Below are 19,477 nucleotides of genomic sequence, written 5' to 3' on the forward strand. Positions count from 1 at the left end.
TGCATTACAACTTCTTCAGGTATTACGAGCCTGATGCGGGGTGGGGTAACCCATTGGGGCTATCTATTTCAACAGTCATTCATATGGGAAAAAAGGGGAAACATATTGCGGAGCATAATAACTTTATCCCTGGTCGGAGCATTCTAACTGCAAATCCTCAGGATTTATTGGAAGTTGTGTTGATAAGGATACAGGAGATGAGACTATGACAGAATGGGGAATAATTCATTCATCCAAAAAAGGAGCCCATATTGTTCCTGCATTGCCTGATATAACATAAATTCTATGTTTCATTTGAGGAATTAATTATGAAAAAAAAAGAAATTATTTTAAGTATGCAAACGGCTTTTCTTGGAGCAATTTGTAACAAAGTCAGACTTATTGCATTTGATATGACTGAAGAATTATTTACTCTTTATGTATATATTGATTCGCCACTGACAGATGATGAGTATGAAGCAATAGATAGTGCTGTTACAGATGTATTGGCTGATTTTCCAAATTTTCTATATGAAAAAATATGTATTATTGAAAATAATGATAATATTCTTTTATTGAATATGTATAAAGGATGTTTTTTTATGCGATTTGAAAATAAATTTGATTAAATAACTCGTTATCCCTACCGTTCAAGATAACCGCCTGAAAACCTACAACGGCACAAGTTACTACTACGACGACCTCACTATCCTCTTTAAGGTCGTCTGAAATATTGGTTCTTTAAGAATCTCATTACCAGTCATTTACAAAATGTAGTTTCTCGAGGAGCATTATAATATTATGGAAATTAAAAAAGAGTCTAACGATTATATTATTAAATTTAACAACCATGAAGTCTTAGTTTTTTTTGAATGGCTTGTTAAATTCGTTGAAAATAATCAAATTATTGATGAAGCTGAGCAAAAAATACTATATGACTTAGAATGCTTATTAGAATCTACATTAGAAGAACCTTTTATGGAGAATTATAAAGATCTAATACATATAGCTAAAAAATCTATTATCAATAATTAGCAAGCTGTAGCCTGAACAAAAACTCTTAGTCCTAAGGAGTATTTTATGAAAATCAAAGAATTAATTGAAAAATTAGAGCAAAAAAATAGCCATCAATTTTTGAAAGCAGTATCAAAACCAGAATTTGCTTTTCCTTTGCCAAAAGATTTAGAATTCTTTTATGAAAATTATGAATATGCTATTCTCAATATTGATACTTATTGTGAGATAAGAATAAGTTCACTTTCAGAATTGCAACCAACAAACCAAATTTTATATCCAGCTGATGATGTTATTTGGGAGGAGTTGGCAGATGATATCAGTAATGATTGGTTCATGATTGCATCTTCGCAAGAGCTTAGTCAATATATCAGTATAGACTTAAACAAAAAAAGATTTGGTTTTTGTTATGATAGTTTTATAGAAACTCATGCTACACCTGATGAGTCTCCCATTATTGCTAAGTCATTTACAGAACTACTGGAGAAATTGGTTTCCAATGAAAAAGAATGGTTTTGGTTAGATTCCTCGTTTCAAAGCTATGGTGATGCTTATGAAGATGAATGAGTAAGTTGTAGCCCGTATGAAACCTCCAATCCTGACGTAGGGCATGTGCGGTACGCACAGGTACACCCCTTTAATATCATGTAAACAACATCCGGAAAGAACTTTAAAATGACTAACTTTATATCAACAGGTAGTACTTATTGGATTTCAGATGAAGAAATTCAAATTTTCGAAAAGAACGCCACTAATGGAGATAAAAACTCAGCATTCAAATTATATCAATACCATATGTTTGTATCTTTAGATCAAGATTCGGAATTTAAATGGCTAGAGATAGCGGCAAAAAATGGACATCCAATTGCCCAATCCAATTTAGCCGATTTATTTTTCACACAAGGCAATAAAGAAAAAGCCATATTTTGGGCTAAAAAGGCATATAGAAATGGTGCCAACCTACCAGACGAAATAAAAATATTGGTAAATATCAATTAATTAATAAGATTTAGCGGATTATCATTACAACCCCAAAACTTCTGGAGGAGGATCAAGAAAAGAAGCCAAGAAATTTCTTAGAAAATTGAAAAAATCTGTTCAAGTTTAACCTAGATAAATTTTATCCAATTAATCCTATTGAGAATTTAGATGAAATGAGTTTTCTAGGAGGACAACCTGAATATTTACAGCAAGAGAGTGATTGTTGTCTAGAAAAATATATTTTCATAGGTCAAATCTTAGGAATGGATCTACCTGAAGAAGTAAATGAAATTTTTTATCTAACTGAGAACATCGGATATATTTTTATAAATCGAGATCTATCTGGTGGATTATTCTTCGTTCAAACAACTTAAACAAAACTAAAAAGGATTTAATCAGACCAAAGAAGACGGAGAAAGCAACTAATGCGAAATAGCTACTATTTCCTCCACGACTTAGAAAGCTCTTTAGGTTATACCTAGAGGGCTTTTTATTATATTTTAACAATCTATGAAGTTTGTAAAATGCCCTGTATTTATAGTATGATTACTTTATATGTTATTTTTCTGTAGAAAGGAGCTCGTATGAATCGACTTAGTTTCTCACGAACTCAGATTTTAATTCTTGTCAGCGTGTGGCTAACATTTTTGATTAGCTTTGTTATGCGTTTATCTTGGGCATCCTTGATGCCTATCGTTAATGAAGCCTTGAGTTTCACGCCTCAAATGGGTACGGCTTATTTATCCGCCTTTTATATGGGCTATGCCATCATGGTTCTACCAGGTGGTATCTTAGCGGATCGCATTGGTTATCGTTACACCATTTTGGTAAGCTTACTTGCCATGGCAGTTATTACGGCATTGATGAGTACTATCGATAATTACACCTATGGATGGGTATTACGTTTCTTATTAGGTATTGTATCTGGTCCGGTACAAGCATCTTGTTTAAGTGCTATTGGGGATTACTTTGGGCCTAATCAACGTGGTGCGGCCGTGGGTATCTTCATGTCCTGTACATCCCTTGGATTGACTACTGTAAACCTTTATGCACCATATGTGGCAACTAATTATGGTTGGCAAAATGCATTTCTTTTAACAGCAGTATTACCAATCCTTGTTTTCATTCTTAGCTACTTTACGGTTCGTAAGCCAAGTGCTGAGATTTTAGCTCAACGAGAAGCAGAGGTGAGTGCTGCATCTGCTCATATAGGGGAAAAGACTTCTTTAAAGGAAAACTTGTTACATGTTTTGAAGAATCGCAATATTTGTTGTCTTGCCTTTGCAGGCTTCTTTGCTACCGGTGCTACTTGGGCCGTGGCGCAATGGTCAAACTTGTACATGGTTAAACAGCTCGGCGTTAATGCCATCTATGCAGGCCATGTAATGTCTGCCTTTGGTTTAGCCGCGCTTATTGCGAAACCGACTATCGGTATTTTGTCCGATATATTACCGATTAAGAAGAACCATTTGGTGGCGCTTGTTATGTTCTTATTTGCACCAGCATTGATCCTCTTTGCGAGCACCACAAATCCAGATATGCTCTTTATAACAGGTCCAATTCTTGGTATTGGTGCTTTCATGCATAGTGCTTTAACAAATGCTCTCGTAATTCAATCTGCAGCACCTCATTTACGCGGTACAACTGCAGGCTTTGTAAACTTGTTTAATCAGATTGGCGTTATGTTGGCACCTATGATTTTAGGTAGCATGTTAACAGCTACAGGCAGTTATCAATCTGCATTGATGACCCTTGCCATTGCACCAGTTATCGGTGCTATTGCATTGTTCTTTGTACGTCTTAAATAATGTGAAAGCATCATACAATAGGTTCCTCTGATTGTATGGAAACAAACAAAATATGAAACAAAAGAGACTGAATTAGCTCTCCCAAATGAACTGCACCCCAAAAATTGGACACAATTTTTGGGGTGCAGTTCAAAATAGGGGACAGTTCAGTCTCTTTTTATACGTTACGAGTAACTATATTTTTTGATTATGGTTTTTGCGGTGCATGATAATCAGGTTGAGGTCTCCAATCACTCATAGGTGTATTTGGATCGGGCATGTCCTGATTTTGAATGTCGAGAATCCAATCACTAGGTCGAGGCCCTAGTGGAGGCGGTGCTGGAACGGGTCCATACATACCTAATTTAGAAGGAAATAGCCGTGGTTGATTAGATGTATAAGGAGATTCTAATTGATTTAGCGGTTTATAGACACCTTCTGGTGGTTGAACTCCAAATAATGGCCTATCTTCTGTTGGAGCCGGTGTACTCAATGGTTTATATGGACGAGGTGGTACGTATGGGTTCTTAGATGTATAGGTAATACGCTCTAATTCCAATGCATTATGTAAAATAAATTGACCTATTTCAGCTACAGGAGAACCCTTTGTAGCGACGTGAGCACCTGTAGATAGAACAGAACGTTGATTGTTAGCAGTTCCTATAGGTGCGCCATTTACTTGGTAGAATTTCGCCGGTGCTACATGCCAATCCATGAGGTAAATATCTTTAGATGTGTTACCACGATGGTATGTATAATTAGTTGAATAATCAGCAATAATATTCTGCTTTTTATAGAGACTAATTGTACGAGCGTGAAGCGTACTATATGTAGGACCTGACTGCGCTAGGCTAAGTGTACTTAAGTCGATATACACAGTCTCCGAAGGGCTATTATAAGCAACTTGGTATTGAGTAGGCTTGTTCTCTAATTCATATTGTGAAATGGCACTAGCTGATTGTAATGTTGCTAATGCTAGTATTAAAAAGGGATATAGTTTTCTCATCTTTGACCTCTCTTATGTGGAATTAGTATACCATAGTCAAACATGTAATTCTATAAAAAATGCATATAAAAATCCATAGTATGTATATTGTATATAATTGTCATTTTGTTATATGATTAATGCATAGTACAGGAGGTTTAGATATGGAAATTATCTGTTTTGGCGATAGCATTACCCGCGGTTATGATGTGCCTTATGGCCAAGGTTGGGTTGAAATTTGTGATGCATCTATAGAGGGTGTACATTTTACAAATTATGGTGAAGACGGATGCTCCGTTCAGGGTATGATTTATAACATTGAAAAATGGCTACCAACAGCTGTAGCTGATTCCACGCGTCATATCTTCTTAATGTGTGGTACTAATGATATTTTGCAAGGTCGAGATAGCACATATGTGTTCAAGACCTTGGTGAAAGCTATTGAACTAGCGAGCACAAAGGGGAAGGTTATTATTGGTTTAGAAACACAAATCGATAGTGATATGGATGGACTCGACATTGTGGTGCGAGAGGTCAATGAACAACTGAAAGCCTATGCTAAAGAGCATGATTTGAAGGTTATAGACTTTTATACAACATTATACGAAGCGGATCAAATCGGCCAAATTGTCTTTGCCGGTGAAGTACATCCTAATGCACGAGGCTATCGTTTGATGGCTTATAAAGCGTTAGAAGTATTTACAAGATTATCGTAAAAAATAAATCTAAGAATTCAATTGGTAAGATGCATAAAAAAGCCCCGAATGAGATATCTCATTCGGGGCTTTGGTGATTTATATAGTCTTTAGGTGTGAAGGCTTGTAGCTTTCACCATTATAGTTAATTCGTAACGAATTATAGTTAGAATTAGCGAGTACGTGCGTTAGATACGCGAGCGGATTGTGCAATTGCGTATGCAGTACCTTTTACTAAGTCGTAAGTATCAGCAGTGTTGCCAGATACTGTTACAGCTGCTACAGTGTCGTCAGTAACTGCGAACAATGCAGTTGCGTAAGGGTGTTGTGCACCATTTGGAACTGTTACAGCACCAGATTTAACAACGATGTAACGGTTGCCGTTGTTGAATACGTCGTAATGAGCAGCTTGTTTTACACCATCATAGCTTTCATTGTAAGCGAACAATGCAGCTACTTCACCGCCTGCTACTTGACCAGTTTGTTGCATGGAACGCAATTTAGCAGCTGCTACAGCTGTTGGTTGAGTCATGTTAACAGTGATACGCAAGGAGTTGTTGTTTACAACTGCTTCAGTGATTACGTTTGTAGAGAATACATTTGCAACGCCGTCGCCAGCACGGTTGTAGGAGCTAGCAGTTTTCACTTGGTAGCCGTTAGTGTATGCAGGCAAGTCGTAAGTGTAAGATTTGCCGTTCAACAACAAGTCGAATGCGTTTAATTGGTTAGTTTTATAACGGGAAACATATGCACTGCCGTTACCATTAGCTGTTACGGAAGTTACAGTTTCTTGGTATACAGGTTGGCTGTTAGTAGCGATAGGGTCCATGATTTGAAGACCTACAGCTGTTGTTTCAGGTGCTACGAAGATTGGATCGCCTAATTCTTTAGATACAGGCATTTGTTGAGCCATGTCACCTGCTGTGTAAGGTACCGCTGGTAATGGTTTGTAACCAGGGCGTGGTGCGCTTGTTACATAACCAGATTGGTACGCTGGTGTAGCTGCTTGAGGTGCAGCGTAAGTATATTGCTCAGCTGCAGCGCGTTCGTAAGCACGTGCATTAGCATCAACAGATGCTGCGAAAGCAGAGAAAGACATAGTTGTAGCTGCAAATACTGCGAAAGCAGCTGCTAAATGTTTTTTGTTCATAATAGTTCACTCCTAAATACATGATTTTTACAAATAACACAAATACTAACATGTATTATATATGAAATTCTGTTAATTGTAAATAAAATATAAATTTTTTTCTTAATTATAAACAAATATAATCAAATGAGTCAAATTTTGTACAATTAGCTTAAATTAACCCCAGAATTAAGCACAGAATATCATATTACTATATAATAGTATTTATGTATAATGACATTATTATATCGAAAAAAATAGTTTTAGGCTATACCTAAGAACAAGAAATATATAAATAAGATGAAATTTGCGAATTATATAAATTATATAAATTGAGATGGTGAAAGCTTCACTAGGGAGGTCTCATGAGTATTAGCGTCTATTATGGACGAGCAGGATCTGGTAAGACCCATGCCGTATATGAACGGATACGTCAAGTCATGACAGATTGTCCAGGGGAACCCATAATCTTACTCGTTCCTGAACCAGCTACGTATCGGGTAGAGCGGGAACTGGCAGAATTTATGCCTGAAAAAGGTTTTACTACGGTTCGCGTCGTAGGTTTTGGTCGTTTGGGTTACCAAGTATATCAATCCATAGGGTCCAAAGGAGCCGGTCAATCAAGCTTATCTAGCTTTGGCCGGTCTATGTTGTTGCGCCTTGTTATGAAGCGGAAACAAAAGGAGCTAGGTCTCTTAGAACAGGCTACTAAACGTCCTGAGTTTTCTTCTGTATTGCAACAGCTCTTTTCTGAGTTTCGTGCATTTCGCGTCGGTCCTAATGACCTTGAACGTGGGGCACAGTCCGTTAAAAATAAAGTATTACAAAAGAAATTGCAGGAACTTGCCATCTGTATGGCTGCCTATGAAGAGGAAATCAGTCGTCATGGGGAGCGCGACATCGATCCTATCATGGAAATCGTTGAGGCTTTGCCTCAATCTCCACTGATGGAAAATAGCCATGTCTTTATCGATGGATTCCATTGGTTTACACCTACACACTACGAGTTGATTTATACCTTGTTTGATTTGGCTAAGGAAGCGGTTATTACTATCGACTTGCCAATGGCTCCAAAGGCTTTACATATTGCACGTCGAGGGGAACATCTCTTTAGCCGTCCTTTAGAGATTTATGACACCTTAGTGGCTCGTTATGGATCTAGCATTAACTGGGTTGGTTTTGATGGTAAACGGGGCCCTCACATCGTTCAAGAATTAGAAGCTAATTATTTTACTAGTCCTAGTAAGCAAAATTCTACCGACACTACTATTCCGCTCATTCGTGGTTACAACCGAGAACGGGAAGCTGATGCGGTGGCTCGCCGTATTTTAGCCTACGTAGAGTCCTCTCCAGAGGCACGTTACCGCGATGTATGCATCATGCTTCGCGAGTCGGAAACGTACGGAGATACCTTAGAAAAGGTCTTCGGTCGGTATGGTATTCCGCATTTTATCGATCGCCAGCGGCCTATGAAAAATCATCCATTAGGCGAGTTGTTGACGGCTCTCTTTGATATCGTGCGCCATAGCTACAGTCGAGACAGCATGTTCTTATTGCTTAAAACAGACTTGATGCCTCTTTCCCGTGAGGCCGTAGATGAATTAGAAAACTACGTACTTGAGTTTGGTATCGACCATTATAAATGGGAATGTGAAAGCTGGCCCTATTTACGAGGCTTTCATGAAGGGCAAGATGAAGAAAGTCATGTAGATGCACCGCGTAGAGCTCGTGTTAACAAAGCCCGGCAAACCATTATGGACATTCTATCCCCATGGTTTGACTTTGCCGCTCATAGCGAAGGTCATACGGGCGCTGATTGGGGCGAACAGCTGTATAGTCTCTTAGAAACCTTACAAGTGCCACAGCGTCTCTATGAATGGGCACAAGATGCTGAAACGGTGGGGGATCAAGAGTCAAAAGCCAGCCATGAACAGATGTACAATGCGGTTATTTCTTTCATAGATGAAATCTCTATGGTCATGAAGGATGAATTGTTGACCCTAGATGAGATGATGTTGCTCCTCGAAGAGGGCTTGAGCGATGTAAATTACTCTATGATTCCACCGTCCTTGGATCATGTGGTAATCACTACTATCGAACGTGGTTATAGCCAATGGTGGCCTAAGGTATTTGTAATGGGCCTCAACCAAGGCGTATTCCCACAAAGCATGGGCGATGAAGGCCTTATTAAGGATAAGGAACGCCAAGAGTTAGCCGATGCAGGTATTACCCTTGCTGAAGGTGCTTTGCCGAAGGCTTTCAACGAAAATTTCCTACTATACCTAGCTATGACACGCGCATCCGATTCCTTGACGCTGTCCTATGCAAGCTCTGGCGAAGATGGAACAGGCCTTGAGCCATCCCTCGTGGTGAAACGACTAGAATCCCTTGGTTATGTAGATAAGGCGGTAGATATTCCACTCTCCATTGCACCTGATACTGAGTCGGATTATGTATGGAGACCTTTACAGAGTTTGTCCCTATTGTCTGAGCGCTGGGGCGCCCTCTTTAGTGGTCATGAGGTCAATCCATTGTGGTGGGGCCTCTATAACTGGGCTCGTGAAAGCGACACCTACCGTCCTCGTTTAGGTGAGGTGTCTCGTGGTATTCGAGATAATAATGATGTACCTGTCATTACGAAGGATTTAGTGAATGGATTGTTCCTATCTAAAGGCTATATGTCTGGTTCTGTAACGCGTCTAGAGAGATATCAGCAATGTCCATTCAAGTTCTATGCTCAATATGGTTTGAAACTAGAACCGCGTCGGGTGCGCTCCTTTGGAGCCCCTGAAATCGGTACATTCCTTCACGCTAACTTAGAGCGTTTAGGTAATTATCTATTAGATAACAATAAACAATGGCGTGACCTTAACGAAGAGGATCAACAAAATTTGTGTCGCTCCGTGGCGGAAGAAATTTTACAAGAAAATCAGGGCGGCGAGGACACGAGTGACGCCTACCAAAAAGCTATCGAGCAGCGTGTACAACGAACATTACATGTGACGGTAGACCGCCTCGTAGAGTGGTCGAAGCGCAGTGATTTTGATACGAAATACTTGGAGCAAGATTTTGGCCGTCAAGGCGGCTGGGATCCAATTCGCGTACCACTTGGAGAGGATCGCTATTTACGCCTCATCGGTCAAATTGACCGTATCGATGAATATACAAGGGATGGTCAAACCTATGGCATGGTTATTGACTACAAATCGGGCGGTGCCCATGTGACGGCCCAAGATGTATACTATGGCCTTAAATTGCAGCTTATGACCTATCTACTAGCCTTAGAATCCGCTTACGGCAAAACGCAAGGCGACTCTATAGCTCCTGCGGCAGTGGTGTACTCCTATGTGAAAAATCCTAAAATTCCTGCCGATGCGCCTATATCTTATGAAGATGCAGTATCTTTGGCTAAGGAAAGCGATGCATGGCAAAACAGTGGATACTTCTCTGATGATATCGAGTTGTTGACGCATATCGATAATAAATTTTTGTCCTATGGATCTAAACGAGGACCATATGTACCAATCGCGACGAAAAAGGATCAAACTATTTCTAGTAGAGACTTACGTAAGGTTAAGAATCCTGGCGAATTTGACGTGATGTGTCGTTACACCAATCACGTAATGGCTGACATCGGTCGCCACATCGGGGACGGTCAATTCCCAATTCAGCCTTACCAGTTAAATAAGAATAGACCTTGTACATACTGTGATTACAATACTGTATGCCGCTTTGACTCTAGCCGTAATAAGTATAATTATCTGTCCGGCTTATCTGAAGATGATGCGTTAGAACGGATGAAAGAGGTTTTAAACGAAGGAAACAACAGTATCGACAGCAATAATAGCAATGACGGAAATAATAGTAGCGAAGGAGGTGAAAACCATGGGTGTTAAATGGACGCCAGAGCAGGAGTCTGCCATCATAGCGCCGAAGGACTCGTCCTTAGATAATCAAACCTTACTAGTAGCGGCTGCTGCGGGATCTGGTAAAACGGCAGTTCTCGTAGAGCGTATTATTACGCGGCTTAAAGATATGGATAATCCTTTATCCGTTCAAGAGCTCATGGTTGTAACCTTTACAAAGGCAGCTGCTCAAGAGATGAGTGCTCGTATTGGTCTTGCTTTGGCGAAAGCCATGGAATCCACCGAGGATGCAGCCATGCAAGAGCGCCTCGAACGACAGCTCAATCTGTTGCCGTCTGCGCATATTTCTACGTTGCACTCCTTCTGCCAATGGGTGATTCGCTCTTACTTTTACAAGCTCGATATTAACCCTACTGCTCGCATTGGTAACGAAGCAGAAATGGCCCTCTTACAACAAGAGGTATTAGCCGATTTATTAACCAAATCCTATGAGGAAGGCCTTTATAATATCTACGAATTGGCGGACTTCTTTAGTGATGATAAATCGGATGCAGGCTTAACGGCGAAGATTATGTCTCTATATAACTACGCCATGTCCCTTGCTAATCCTGATGGGTGGTTACGAAAAGCCCTAGAGCCTTATAAAGAGGCTATGACTATAAACCCAAGTGATACTCTATGGGGCCAATATATGTGGGACAACCATATAGCTGTTATTGACCGTATTCGTGAGCGCTTAGAGCGGATGGAACAAATCTTATTGGATCCAGTGGGGCCTCATAAATGGCAAAACATATATGATAACCAACTAGCTGCACTAGGCATGCTTTCATCAGCCCAAACTTGGGATGATATGGGTGAAGCTTGTAAGCATACGGATACGTTTATTAAGGACCAGTTCCGCATGGGGTCAAAAGAGGCACAAGCCTTTGATCCTATATTGGTAGCAGAGTTTAAATCCTTAGGTTCCCAAAATAAAGATGACCTTAAAGCGATGCAAGGGGCTGTGTTTACCGTGCCAGAAGCTACCTTGCAAGAGCAGTTCAAGGCTCAATATCCAATCATTGAAGGTTTAGTAGAGCTCACGATTGCGTTTCATAAGGCGTACCGGGATATGAAACAAGAACAAGGTATCATGGACTTTAGTGACTTGGAGCATCTATGTTTAGCTCTTCTTGTTGAACCTGGTACAGAGGATGATCCTCAGCCGTCTGAGGTGGCAAAGGAGCTGCAAGATACTTTCAAAGAAATCATGGTCGATGAATACCAAGATACGAACGGCGTGCAAGAGACGATTATCAACTTGATTTCTCGCGTCGATAACCGGTTCTACGTAGGGGACGTGAAGCAAGCGATTTATAGCTTCCGTATGGCTGACAGTTCTCTGTTTATGGAGAAATACAATACCTACGGCGACACTGATGCGGTAGAACGCCGTATCGACCTAGCAAAGAATTTCCGATCTCACGAAAATATTTTGGCCGCTACGAACTTCTTGTTCTATCAAATCATGACGGAAGAGGCGGCGGAGCTCAATTATACTGAGGCAGAATCCCTCATTCCTGGCCGTATCGTAGAGGATGCGCCTGAGGATTGGGTTGGAGGAGATGTGGAATTGCAGCTCCTCGATGTGAGTAAGGATACCCTCAGTGCTAGTGAAAGCGATGAAGATGAAGGGGATGACCCTGAAAACAACGAGCGCGAGCTAGATTTCATCATTCAAAAGATTAAGGAAACCCACGGTGCTAAGAAGAAGGTGCAAAATCCAGATGGTACATTCCGTCAAATCGAGTGGCGTGACTTTGCTATTTTGCGCAGATCCTTGGCTGGTTGGGGTACTCGTGCTGTAGAGGCTATGCGTCAAGCGGGTATCCCTGCGGTGGTAAACGAACGAGATGGCTACTTTGAAGCACAAGAAATTCAGCTCTTACTAGCGTTGTTATCTATCATAGATAATCCGGAACAAGACTTGCCGATGGCAGCAGTGTTGCACTCTGGTCTCGTAGGTCTTGATGCAAACGAACTAGGTGCACTGCGCCTATCTGGAGAGGGTTCTCTGTGGTCTCTCATGCCAGCCTATGCTGAAGAGGCTCAAGATGAACGCTTATTAGCTTTTATTGACCATATGGAGCGTTGGCGTACCTTGTCGCGCCGTCACGGTGTAACCGATTTACTATGGGATATTTACGAATCTCAAGACTATGTAAACTATGTAGGTGCCATGCCAAATGGTCTCGTGCGCCGCGCGAATGTGCTCGCCTTATACGACCGAGCTAAGGGCTATGAGGCATCTGGCTTCCGTGGACTCTTTAGATTTTTGCGCTTTGTGGAAAGCTTGCGCGATAGTAACCAAGATATGCCCCTAGCCAATGTGGTAAGCGAAGCGGACAATGTAGTGCGCCTCATGACCATCCACAAGAGTAAGGGCCTTGAGTTCCCTGTAGTATTCTTATCTGGCGTTCAAAAACGGTTCAATATGATGGATCTTCGTTCAGAACTCCTCATCGATAAAAACGCAGGACTTGGTCTTAAGGGATATTTCCCAGATATTCGGGTATCCTTCCCAACTATGCCGTGGTTCTATGTAAAAGATGTAAAGGAAGCGGCCCTCAAAGCAGAGGAAGAACGGATTCTATACGTAGCCTTAACACGGGCACGAGATAAGCTGATTATGACAGGTCATTTTAAAGGCTTTAAAAATGCTAAAGGTAAGTTGAGTACCTTAGGTGAACTCATTAAAAATACAGCGTCAGTAGAAGGTCAACAATTGCCGACGGATATTATCACCCAAGCCAATACGTACTTGGATTGGCTCATTATGGGCTTTGCTCGTCATTTGGACGGTGGTAACCCATTGCGCGTAGCCATTGAGTACGAAGGACCGACCTATTTTGACTTACCAGATAAAAAATGTCGCATCAAGGTCGAAGTCCACGATGGTTCTCTCTACGGTGATCTCGATTATAAAGCAGATATCGATGAAACTACCATCAATAAGGTACGAGAATTACAAGCTGTTAATTCCGTGGAACTGCCACCGGAAATCGAAGACCGCTTCAACTATACCTATCCGTACAGTGACGCTACGCGGCGCACGGCTAAGATTTCCGTCAGTGAATTGAAACGACGATTCCAAGAACGGGAACTTGAAGCAGGCACTATTGATACTTTGAACGAACCGATTGTAACGGTCGATACAGGCGCTAAACGAGCTGTTTCAGATGCAATATTAGGTCAAGCTATTAAGCTAGATCCAAAATCATCTGCAAATGTTGAGGCGAAGAATACCAATGCTGCTGGTTTACCAATTACAGAGGCTTCAGATGTAACTGTTTCATCCGACGAATTGGCGAATTCCGTATTCGGCCGCAAGCCGCAAGCACTGCAGTCCGAAGAGGATGTGTTGACAGGGGCTCAATGGGGTACCTTGATGCATGAGGCCATGCAATGGCTTCCTCTTGCGCAGTATACTCAAGCTTCTTTAACGAAAGAGCTTGATGCACTCGTAACGAAAGGGACTTTCACAGAGGAAGAACGAAATCTATTAAGCGATACAAGTCTATATAAATTCTTTAGTTCTGACCTTGGGAAGCGTCTTATCAATGCGAAGCGCATAGAACGTGAAATGCCGTTTAGTATGCTTTTTGAAGGGAAACGCGTATATGATACCTTAGAGGACGGCGAAAATCTATTCCTCCAAGGTATTATCGATACTGCCTTTGAAGAAGATGGTGAGTGGGTTCTTGTAGATTACAAGACGGACCGCGTCAAATCTGGGGAAGACCTCATCAAGCGTTATAAAATACAAATGGATCTCTATAAAGAGGCCTTGCAGCGATTGACAGGGATGCCTGTGAAAGCATGTTATATCTATAGCTTCCGTTTGCATGATGCTATCAGCATAGACTAGCCTTGTAAGTATATGCTTAACTTAGTGCTATGCATGAGAAATATGCAGGGACTAGGTAGGTATTTCCTATAAGGTAATGAACATAAAAAAGCTCTCTATTCTTGAATAGAGAGCTTTTATGTTATAGATTGTTATATAGTTTTGTCCTGTAGATTTCTCTACAATTTATTAAATATGTGGTAGTATAGGCAAATTCAAAGCCTTTTTCTTTTTGTGTTTTGCTGGGGCAAATACTTTTAGAACCCGTGGCAATACTTCGATATCTACTGGCATGGATGGGCCTTGGTCGCCATCCATATTAGTAGGTAAATCACCGATATTAGATAATAACTCAATATGAGCCTTTTTCACGGTTAGTGTTGTTGTATAACGGGAGTTGTAGATGGCACCACTAATGATAAGTGGCAATACGCTTAGAATATCGAGGATGAAGTATTCCTTGAATATTATGATGCGCATATAACCATCATCTACAGATGCTTCCGGCATGAAGCGTTCAAAGCTAGATACTACATTGGTGAGCAATGCAAGAACGAGTGGGGATTTACAGATAAAATCGTCATTCTCTGTTTTGATGCGGTATGTGTAGTCCTTTGTTGTAAATAAGGCTTGCCCTGCGCGTAAAAAGTAGGCTAGAGGGCCTAAGATGCTCTTTTCCTTTGGGGTAACCTCTTCGATTACCTTTGGAATAACACCGGCTGCGATATTATTGCAGAAATATCTGTCGTTACAACGACCGATATCAATGGTACGTGTTTGATTGATATCAATTCGTTTGATCGCCTGTGTTGGATTCTGATGAATACCAAGGGCACGAGACATATCGTTTACAGTACCAACAGGAATGAAACCAAAGGTAGATTTAAAGCCACCTTGGGCAATACCGTTAACGGTTTCATTTACGGTGCCGTCACCGCCCATGCAGAATACAGCATCGAATCCGCGTTCGCAAGCATCCTTTGCGAAACGTGTAGCATCGCCTTCACCAGTAGTGAATTTGACCTCAATCGTTTCAAACAAGGTGCTCAATTTCCATTGTAAATCGAGGGCATAGCGACGTGCCGCACCGCCACCTGATACAGGATTTATGATAACTAAACAACGGCTCATGGTACAACTTCCTTACTTTCAAAAATGAGATATAGCTATTATCTATCGTTAAATTGACAGTCTTAGATGTGAGCTCTATAATTATACTATATGTACTAAATCACATATAACATATTTATTCAAAATACAAAATATATCGTACAATATATTATACTCATTTTAGCCGTTCTTTGAAAGTACGAATGAGTTGAGGGGATATAAGATTAGGGGATATTAATGGGACGACAAGATTCTAAAGATAAATACAAATTGTCCGCTGTGGACTCCATTGAAAGATTACCACTTAGTGAACAAGTTTATTTAACATTAAAAACAGCTATCTTAACAGGCGAATTGATGCCACAAGAAAAGCTTAACGAAGTAAAAATTGCAGAACAATTGCAAGTGAGTGCTACACCTGTTCGCGAAGCATTCCGTAAATTGGCTAAAGATAATCTCGTAGTTATCGTTCCTTGGAAGGGTGTTACTGTAAAGGCGGATACTCCTGAAGAGATTATTGCATTGTATCAAGTGCGTGAAGTAATGGAAGGCCTTGGTGCGCGACTTTGTGCCCGTCATGCGACTGATGAACAAATTAAAGAGTTGCGTGAAATTTGTAAAGAAATGCATGAAATTGAAGAGGCTACAGAACGCGTTGAAGTAAACAGTCATTTCCATACTATGATTGCTCATTATTCTGGTAATGAACGCGTTGTAGAATACTTAGCGAGCTTCCGTGAACGCGTTAACCGCGATATGTACATTAGCTCTTTTAATGCAGTGCGTACTCATGATTGCGACGATGAACATGATCATATCGTAGATGCTATTGAGCGTCATGATGAAGTGGCAGCAGAAACTGCTATGCGTCAGCATATTAATAATGCATTTATCTTCAAAAAAGCAAATGCTGAAGTGCAACACAAAAAACTTAATGAAGTATAATGCCAATTGTTGGCATGCTTTATGAAAGGCTCCGCCGTTGGCGGGGCTTTTTCTGTACGAGCGTTAACACTGTATTTGATTAGCTTAACTTAGCTTTGGCTTAACTTTAGTTAGGGCGCTGTTCCTCGTATGACTTAGAAATTCTAATCGTTTATAGTGTGACGTAAGATGAGCATTGCAACTTTTATAATCTATGATACGCAACCTTACAAGCTGAGCTACATCAATTTGGAATGCTTCAGCGATTTTAAATAAAATTTCTAAAGACATGCCGGATATGCCGGTGCCACACTCTAGCTTGCTCAGATAACTGCGGCTAATCCCAACATGGCGTGCTAGCTCGTGTTGGGACATATTTAGAGATATGCGAATGTTGGCAATTTTATGACCTAAACACACATATTGATGTTGTAAAAATGGGTCTTCGTAGGTATTTATTCGAAGCTCAGTTAACGGTGTTGTTGCAGGTTTCATAGGGATTCCTTTCTTTTCCCTGCTCTCTAAATATAGTATACTGAGACTGTTGGTCGTTGACTAATATAGAAAACTAGATATTTATCGGTTATTTCAGATAATTACACGGATTGTGAAAATCGTAGGATACTACTGTAAGTATAGGAGGCAATATGGAAAAATACATTGCAGTTGCCATTGGTGGAGCTGTTGGTGCTTTGTGTCGCATGGCTCTTGGCGAATGGGTTATGACAAAGGTGAGTTCCTTTCCATATGGAACGGTTGTAGTAAACCTCATTGGTTGCCTCATTATTGGCCTTGTATTAGGTCTATATATGCAAAAGCCAGATTTATCGCAGTTGGCGAGATTTTTCCTCGTTGTTGGTGGACTCGGTGCATTTACAACATTCTCTACCTTTGCCTTTGAAATGTTACAACTCATGATGACGGAGTCTTATGTACAGGCTTTTTTCTATGGCTTTGTACAAATTGTAGGGGGCTTAATCCTTTGCTGGATTGGTGTACTACTTGCGCGTATACTCTGTGCACTCTGATCTTACCAAATAAGGTGACTTGAGTTACAGCATATATAAAGCTATTTTTATATGATTAATACATAAGACTATTTAGGTCTTATTCGGAAGATATTTATAAACTAATTTGCAAGAAATTTAGAATAGGATTAGGTACATTTTGTTGTTATAACATACATTGTATAGAGTTCAGAATTTAAAGTTTGAAGAAAATTTTGAGTATAATACATTACATAGAATTCTAGATTATAAAGGGAGATATTATGAAATCCATTAGAACACAAGATGCCGTGGGGCATGCATTAATACATGATTTAGTACGCATTGTTATCGGTGAGGTGAAAGATACGCCATTCCGTCGTGGCCATGTTATTACGGAAGAGGATATTCCAAAATTACTAGACCTTGGTAAAGAGCATATCTTTGTGATGGAACCTGAGGATGAAGGATTCTTGCACGAAGAGGACGTAGCACGTGCTTTGTACAATATGGCAGGTGGCGAAAATATGCACGATGGACCTATGGCGCAAGGTAAAATCGAAGCTATTGCAGACGTAGACGGTCTCTTTAAAGTTGATGTAGAGCGACTACATGCTATTAATAGTATTGGCGAGCTTACTATCGTAACGAGGTTTAATAATACACCGGTGAAAGTAGGCGATAAATTAGCGGGCATGCGTTGTATTCCATTGTTATTAGAGGAACAACAAGTGGAGGATGCAAAGAAAATTGCTAATGGCAAGCCTTTACTTAATGTAAAACCATTCGTACGCAAAACAATGGGCATTGTTACTACAGGTTCCGAAGTATTTGAAGGCCGTATTAAAGATGCTTTCACCCCAATCATTGAGGAACGTTGTGCAGAGTTTGGTGTAAATAAAGTAGCCCATGAAATCGTAACGGATAATACAGACGATATTGTGGCGGCTATCGACAAGGTAAAAGCAGCTGGTGCTGATATTATTTTTTGTACCGGCGGCATGAGCGTTGACCCTGACGATTTAACACCAGGGGCCATTAAACGTTATGCAGATCGCGTAGTGACATACGGATTACCTGTATTGCCAGGTTCTATGGTTTGTATTGCTTACTGTGCTGATGGTACACCGATTCTTGGCATTCCAGGTGGCGTATTATTCAGCAAACCAACGGCATTTGATGAAATCTTGCCACGCCTCGTAGCAAACGATGAAATTACTAAAGAAGACTGCATTCGCATGGGGCATGGCGGATTCTTGGGATAATCCTTTTATGGAACATCTAAAAACTGTATAAGTCCATACAAAAAACGGGTAGATATCTACCCGCTTAAGTGGAAAAATAAGGTGAAAAATGAGTAAGATTATAATATTAGGAAATATATTTATTTTGGCATCTATAATTTCTGGTATAGCCTTATATAAACTTGAAATTCGTAAAACTGCTATTAATGAAGAGTATGAATATATAAAAAAACATAGAGTTTTTGGTAGTTTAACAAAATATTTATCTATTATTTCTCTTATAAGCTTAATACTACTAATTCTTAAAATTATAATTGATAGGGATTATAAAGTAATTGTAAATTATGGAAGTGTTTGGACTATTTTTACACTGATTACACTGTGTACAGGCTATTTTCAAAAACGAGATAGCTTATATTATAGGCGTGGACTTATTGCTATATTTTCGATGTTAATGTTCATTGCTGTCTGTATATATGCGTTTAGACGGATATTATTTTAAATAGGAAATGCATATAAAATATTAAGAAAGACTAAGATTATACAAATCTAATTTGTCCTATAACCATCTAATTTTCTTGATGTTTTCACATTTTAAAGGGGTTACAATTAATGCGTTATCACCGCATTTAGTTGTAACCCCTTTTTCTATTAAAATGATTTTTTTCCTAGTGTAGGATGGCTACAACGTTTTAGTGTTAATGTGTCAATCATGTGGACCGCTTCGTCCAATGTGATATCCTCACGCTTTGTCGGTGTTTCCAGAACTGCCAAAGGATGGTCAGTGCCTACCTCACCGGAGGGCAAGTAAATATATTCTTGGTTGATAGTATCACCAAAGATATATCCCGCTTGTAAATGTTCTTTATGAATGCGACTCATGGTCTC

General features: G+C 40.1%; 16 protein-coding genes and 1 pseudogene. 12 read left to right on the forward strand and 5 right to left on the reverse strand.

Translation table 11 applies throughout. From position 1 onward, the window contains the following. The first annotated feature begins 83 nt into the window (after nt 1-83). The 6 genes and pseudogenes from MOQ65_RS09640 (at nt 84) to MOQ65_RS05140 (ending at nt 3,782) form a co-directional block, all read left to right on the forward strand. Nucleotides 84-280: pseudogene (locus MOQ65_RS09640) on the forward strand (polymorphic toxin type 50 domain-containing protein). A 28-nt stretch (nt 281-308) separates the two neighbouring features. Beyond that, entirely contained in the window at nt 309-608 is a 300-nt protein-coding gene (locus MOQ65_RS05120; protein ID WP_257846877.1) for a MafI2 family immunity protein, read from the forward strand. Between the two features lie 172 nt (nt 609-780). Beyond that, nucleotides 781-1,014, forward strand: coding sequence for a hypothetical protein (locus MOQ65_RS05125; RefSeq protein WP_195186205.1), 234 nt, complete (start codon nt 781-783; stop codon nt 1,012-1,014). A 45-nt stretch (nt 1,015-1,059) separates the two neighbouring features. Beyond that, on the forward strand, nt 1,060-1,560 hold the full coding sequence (locus tag MOQ65_RS05130) for an SMI1/KNR4 family protein (RefSeq protein WP_257846878.1): 501 nt from the start codon (nt 1,060-1,062) through the stop codon (nt 1,558-1,560). Between the two features lie 108 nt (nt 1,561-1,668). Beyond that, entirely contained in the window at nt 1,669-1,992 is a 324-nt protein-coding gene (locus tag MOQ65_RS05135) for a tetratricopeptide repeat protein (RefSeq protein WP_257846879.1), read from the forward strand. A 566-nt stretch (nt 1,993-2,558) separates the two neighbouring features. After that, complete coding sequence (locus MOQ65_RS05140) at nt 2,559-3,782, forward strand: MFS transporter (RefSeq protein ID WP_060924489.1); 1,224 nt, start codon at nt 2,559-2,561, stop codon at nt 3,780-3,782. A gap of 187 nt (nt 3,783-3,969) precedes the next feature. Here MOQ65_RS05140 and MOQ65_RS05145 read toward each other — a convergent pair whose 3' ends face one another. After that, nucleotides 3,970-4,767, reverse strand: a complete 798-nt coding sequence (locus MOQ65_RS05145) for a hypothetical protein (protein WP_257846880.1) — start codon at nt 4,765-4,767, stop codon at nt 3,970-3,972. Nucleotides 4,768-4,910: 143 nt separating this feature from the next. Here MOQ65_RS05145 and MOQ65_RS05150 point away from each other — a divergent pair, with 143 nt between their 5' ends. Then, entirely contained in the window at nt 4,911-5,462 is a 552-nt protein-coding gene (locus tag MOQ65_RS05150; RefSeq protein WP_257846881.1) for an SGNH/GDSL hydrolase family protein, read from the forward strand. 151 nt (nt 5,463-5,613) lie between these two features. Here the strand turns inward: MOQ65_RS05150 and MOQ65_RS05155 are convergent, their stop codons facing one another. Continuing rightward, nucleotides 5,614-6,591: a hypothetical protein gene (locus MOQ65_RS05155; RefSeq protein ID WP_105093665.1), complete on the reverse strand. Its 978-nt coding sequence runs from the start codon at nt 6,589-6,591 to the stop codon at nt 5,614-5,616. A 344-nt stretch (nt 6,592-6,935) separates the two neighbouring features. Here MOQ65_RS05155 and MOQ65_RS05160 point away from each other — a divergent pair, with 344 nt between their 5' ends. Then, entirely contained in the window at nt 6,936-10,466 is a 3,531-nt protein-coding gene (locus MOQ65_RS05160; protein WP_257846882.1) for a PD-(D/E)XK nuclease family protein, read from the forward strand. After that, nucleotides 10,456-14,346, forward strand: a complete 3,891-nt coding sequence (gene addA / locus MOQ65_RS05165; protein WP_257846883.1) for a helicase-exonuclease AddAB subunit AddA — start codon at nt 10,456-10,458, stop codon at nt 14,344-14,346. The genes MOQ65_RS05160 and addA overlap by 11 nt, the downstream gene beginning before the upstream one ends. Nucleotides 14,347-14,514: 168 nt before the next feature. Here the strand turns inward: addA and MOQ65_RS05170 are convergent, their stop codons facing one another. Further along, complete coding sequence (locus MOQ65_RS05170) at nt 14,515-15,456, reverse strand: diacylglycerol/lipid kinase family protein (protein ID WP_156719570.1); 942 nt, start codon at nt 15,454-15,456, stop codon at nt 14,515-14,517. A 216-nt stretch (nt 15,457-15,672) separates the two neighbouring features. Between MOQ65_RS05170 and MOQ65_RS05175 the strand changes: the two genes are divergently transcribed. Further along, complete coding sequence (locus MOQ65_RS05175; RefSeq protein ID WP_257846884.1) at nt 15,673-16,380, forward strand: GntR family transcriptional regulator; 708 nt, start codon at nt 15,673-15,675, stop codon at nt 16,378-16,380. Between the two features lie 84 nt (nt 16,381-16,464). On the opposite strand, the gene MOQ65_RS05180 is transcribed toward MOQ65_RS05175, so the two are convergent. Beyond that, a complete protein-coding gene (locus MOQ65_RS05180) occupies nt 16,465-16,854 on the reverse strand; it encodes a helix-turn-helix domain-containing protein (RefSeq protein WP_257846885.1) in 390 nt (129 codons plus the stop codon). A gap of 152 nt (nt 16,855-17,006) precedes the next feature. Here MOQ65_RS05180 and crcB point away from each other — a divergent pair, with 152 nt between their 5' ends. Next, complete coding sequence (gene crcB, locus MOQ65_RS05185; protein WP_257846886.1) at nt 17,007-17,387, forward strand: fluoride efflux transporter CrcB; 381 nt, start codon at nt 17,007-17,009, stop codon at nt 17,385-17,387. A 242-nt stretch (nt 17,388-17,629) separates the two neighbouring features. Then, nucleotides 17,630-18,610: a molybdopterin-binding protein gene (locus tag MOQ65_RS05190; RefSeq protein ID WP_257846887.1), complete on the forward strand. Its 981-nt coding sequence runs from the start codon at nt 17,630-17,632 to the stop codon at nt 18,608-18,610. A gap of 630 nt (nt 18,611-19,240) precedes the next feature. On the opposite strand, the gene MOQ65_RS05195 is transcribed toward MOQ65_RS05190, so the two are convergent. Continuing rightward, nucleotides 19,241-19,471, reverse strand: a complete 231-nt coding sequence (locus MOQ65_RS05195) for a hypothetical protein (RefSeq protein WP_005385164.1) — start codon at nt 19,469-19,471, stop codon at nt 19,241-19,243. Nucleotides 19,472-19,477: the final 6 nt, after the last annotated feature.

This window comes from Veillonella faecalis (assembly GCF_024677885.1).
Taxonomy (GTDB): domain Bacteria; phylum Bacillota; class Negativicutes; order Veillonellales; family Veillonellaceae; genus Veillonella; species Veillonella nakazawae.

Excerpts from the sequence above, each read along its gene's own strand:
- MOQ65_RS05120 (WP_257846877.1), top strand. The coding sequence starts at position 309 with ATGAAAAAAAAAGAAATTATTTTAAGTATGCAAACGGCTTTTCTTGGA.
- MOQ65_RS05125 (WP_195186205.1), top strand. The coding sequence starts at position 781 with ATGGAAATTAAAAAAGAGTCTAACGATTATATTATTAAATTTAACAAC.
- MOQ65_RS05130 (WP_257846878.1), top strand. The coding sequence starts at position 1,060 with ATGAAAATCAAAGAATTAATTGAAAAATTAGAGCAAAAAAATAGCCAT.
- MOQ65_RS05135 (WP_257846879.1), top strand. The coding sequence starts at position 1,669 with ATGACTAACTTTATATCAACAGGTAGTACTTATTGGATTTCAGATGAA.
- MOQ65_RS05140 (WP_060924489.1), top strand. The coding sequence starts at position 2,559 with ATGAATCGACTTAGTTTCTCACGAACTCAGATTTTAATTCTTGTCAGC.
- MOQ65_RS05145 (WP_257846880.1), bottom strand. The coding sequence starts at position 4,767 with ATGAGAAAACTATATCCCTTTTTAATACTAGCATTAGCAACATTACAA.
- MOQ65_RS05150 (WP_257846881.1), top strand. The coding sequence starts at position 4,911 with ATGGAAATTATCTGTTTTGGCGATAGCATTACCCGCGGTTATGATGTG.
- MOQ65_RS05155 (WP_105093665.1), bottom strand. The coding sequence starts at position 6,591 with ATGAACAAAAAACATTTAGCAGCTGCTTTCGCAGTATTTGCAGCTACA.
- MOQ65_RS05160 (WP_257846882.1), top strand. The coding sequence starts at position 6,936 with ATGAGTATTAGCGTCTATTATGGACGAGCAGGATCTGGTAAGACCCAT.
- addA (WP_257846883.1), top strand. The coding sequence starts at position 10,456 with ATGGGTGTTAAATGGACGCCAGAGCAGGAGTCTGCCATCATAGCGCCG.
- MOQ65_RS05170 (WP_156719570.1), bottom strand. The coding sequence starts at position 15,456 with ATGAGCCGTTGTTTAGTTATCATAAATCCTGTATCAGGTGGCGGTGCG.
- MOQ65_RS05175 (WP_257846884.1), top strand. The coding sequence starts at position 15,673 with ATGGGACGACAAGATTCTAAAGATAAATACAAATTGTCCGCTGTGGAC.
- MOQ65_RS05180 (WP_257846885.1), bottom strand. The coding sequence starts at position 16,854 with ATGAAACCTGCAACAACACCGTTAACTGAGCTTCGAATAAATACCTAC.
- crcB (WP_257846886.1), top strand. The coding sequence starts at position 17,007 with ATGGAAAAATACATTGCAGTTGCCATTGGTGGAGCTGTTGGTGCTTTG.
- MOQ65_RS05190 (WP_257846887.1), top strand. The coding sequence starts at position 17,630 with ATGAAATCCATTAGAACACAAGATGCCGTGGGGCATGCATTAATACAT.
- MOQ65_RS05195 (WP_005385164.1), bottom strand. The coding sequence starts at position 19,471 with ATGAGTCGCATTCATAAAGAACATTTACAAGCGGGATATATCTTTGGT.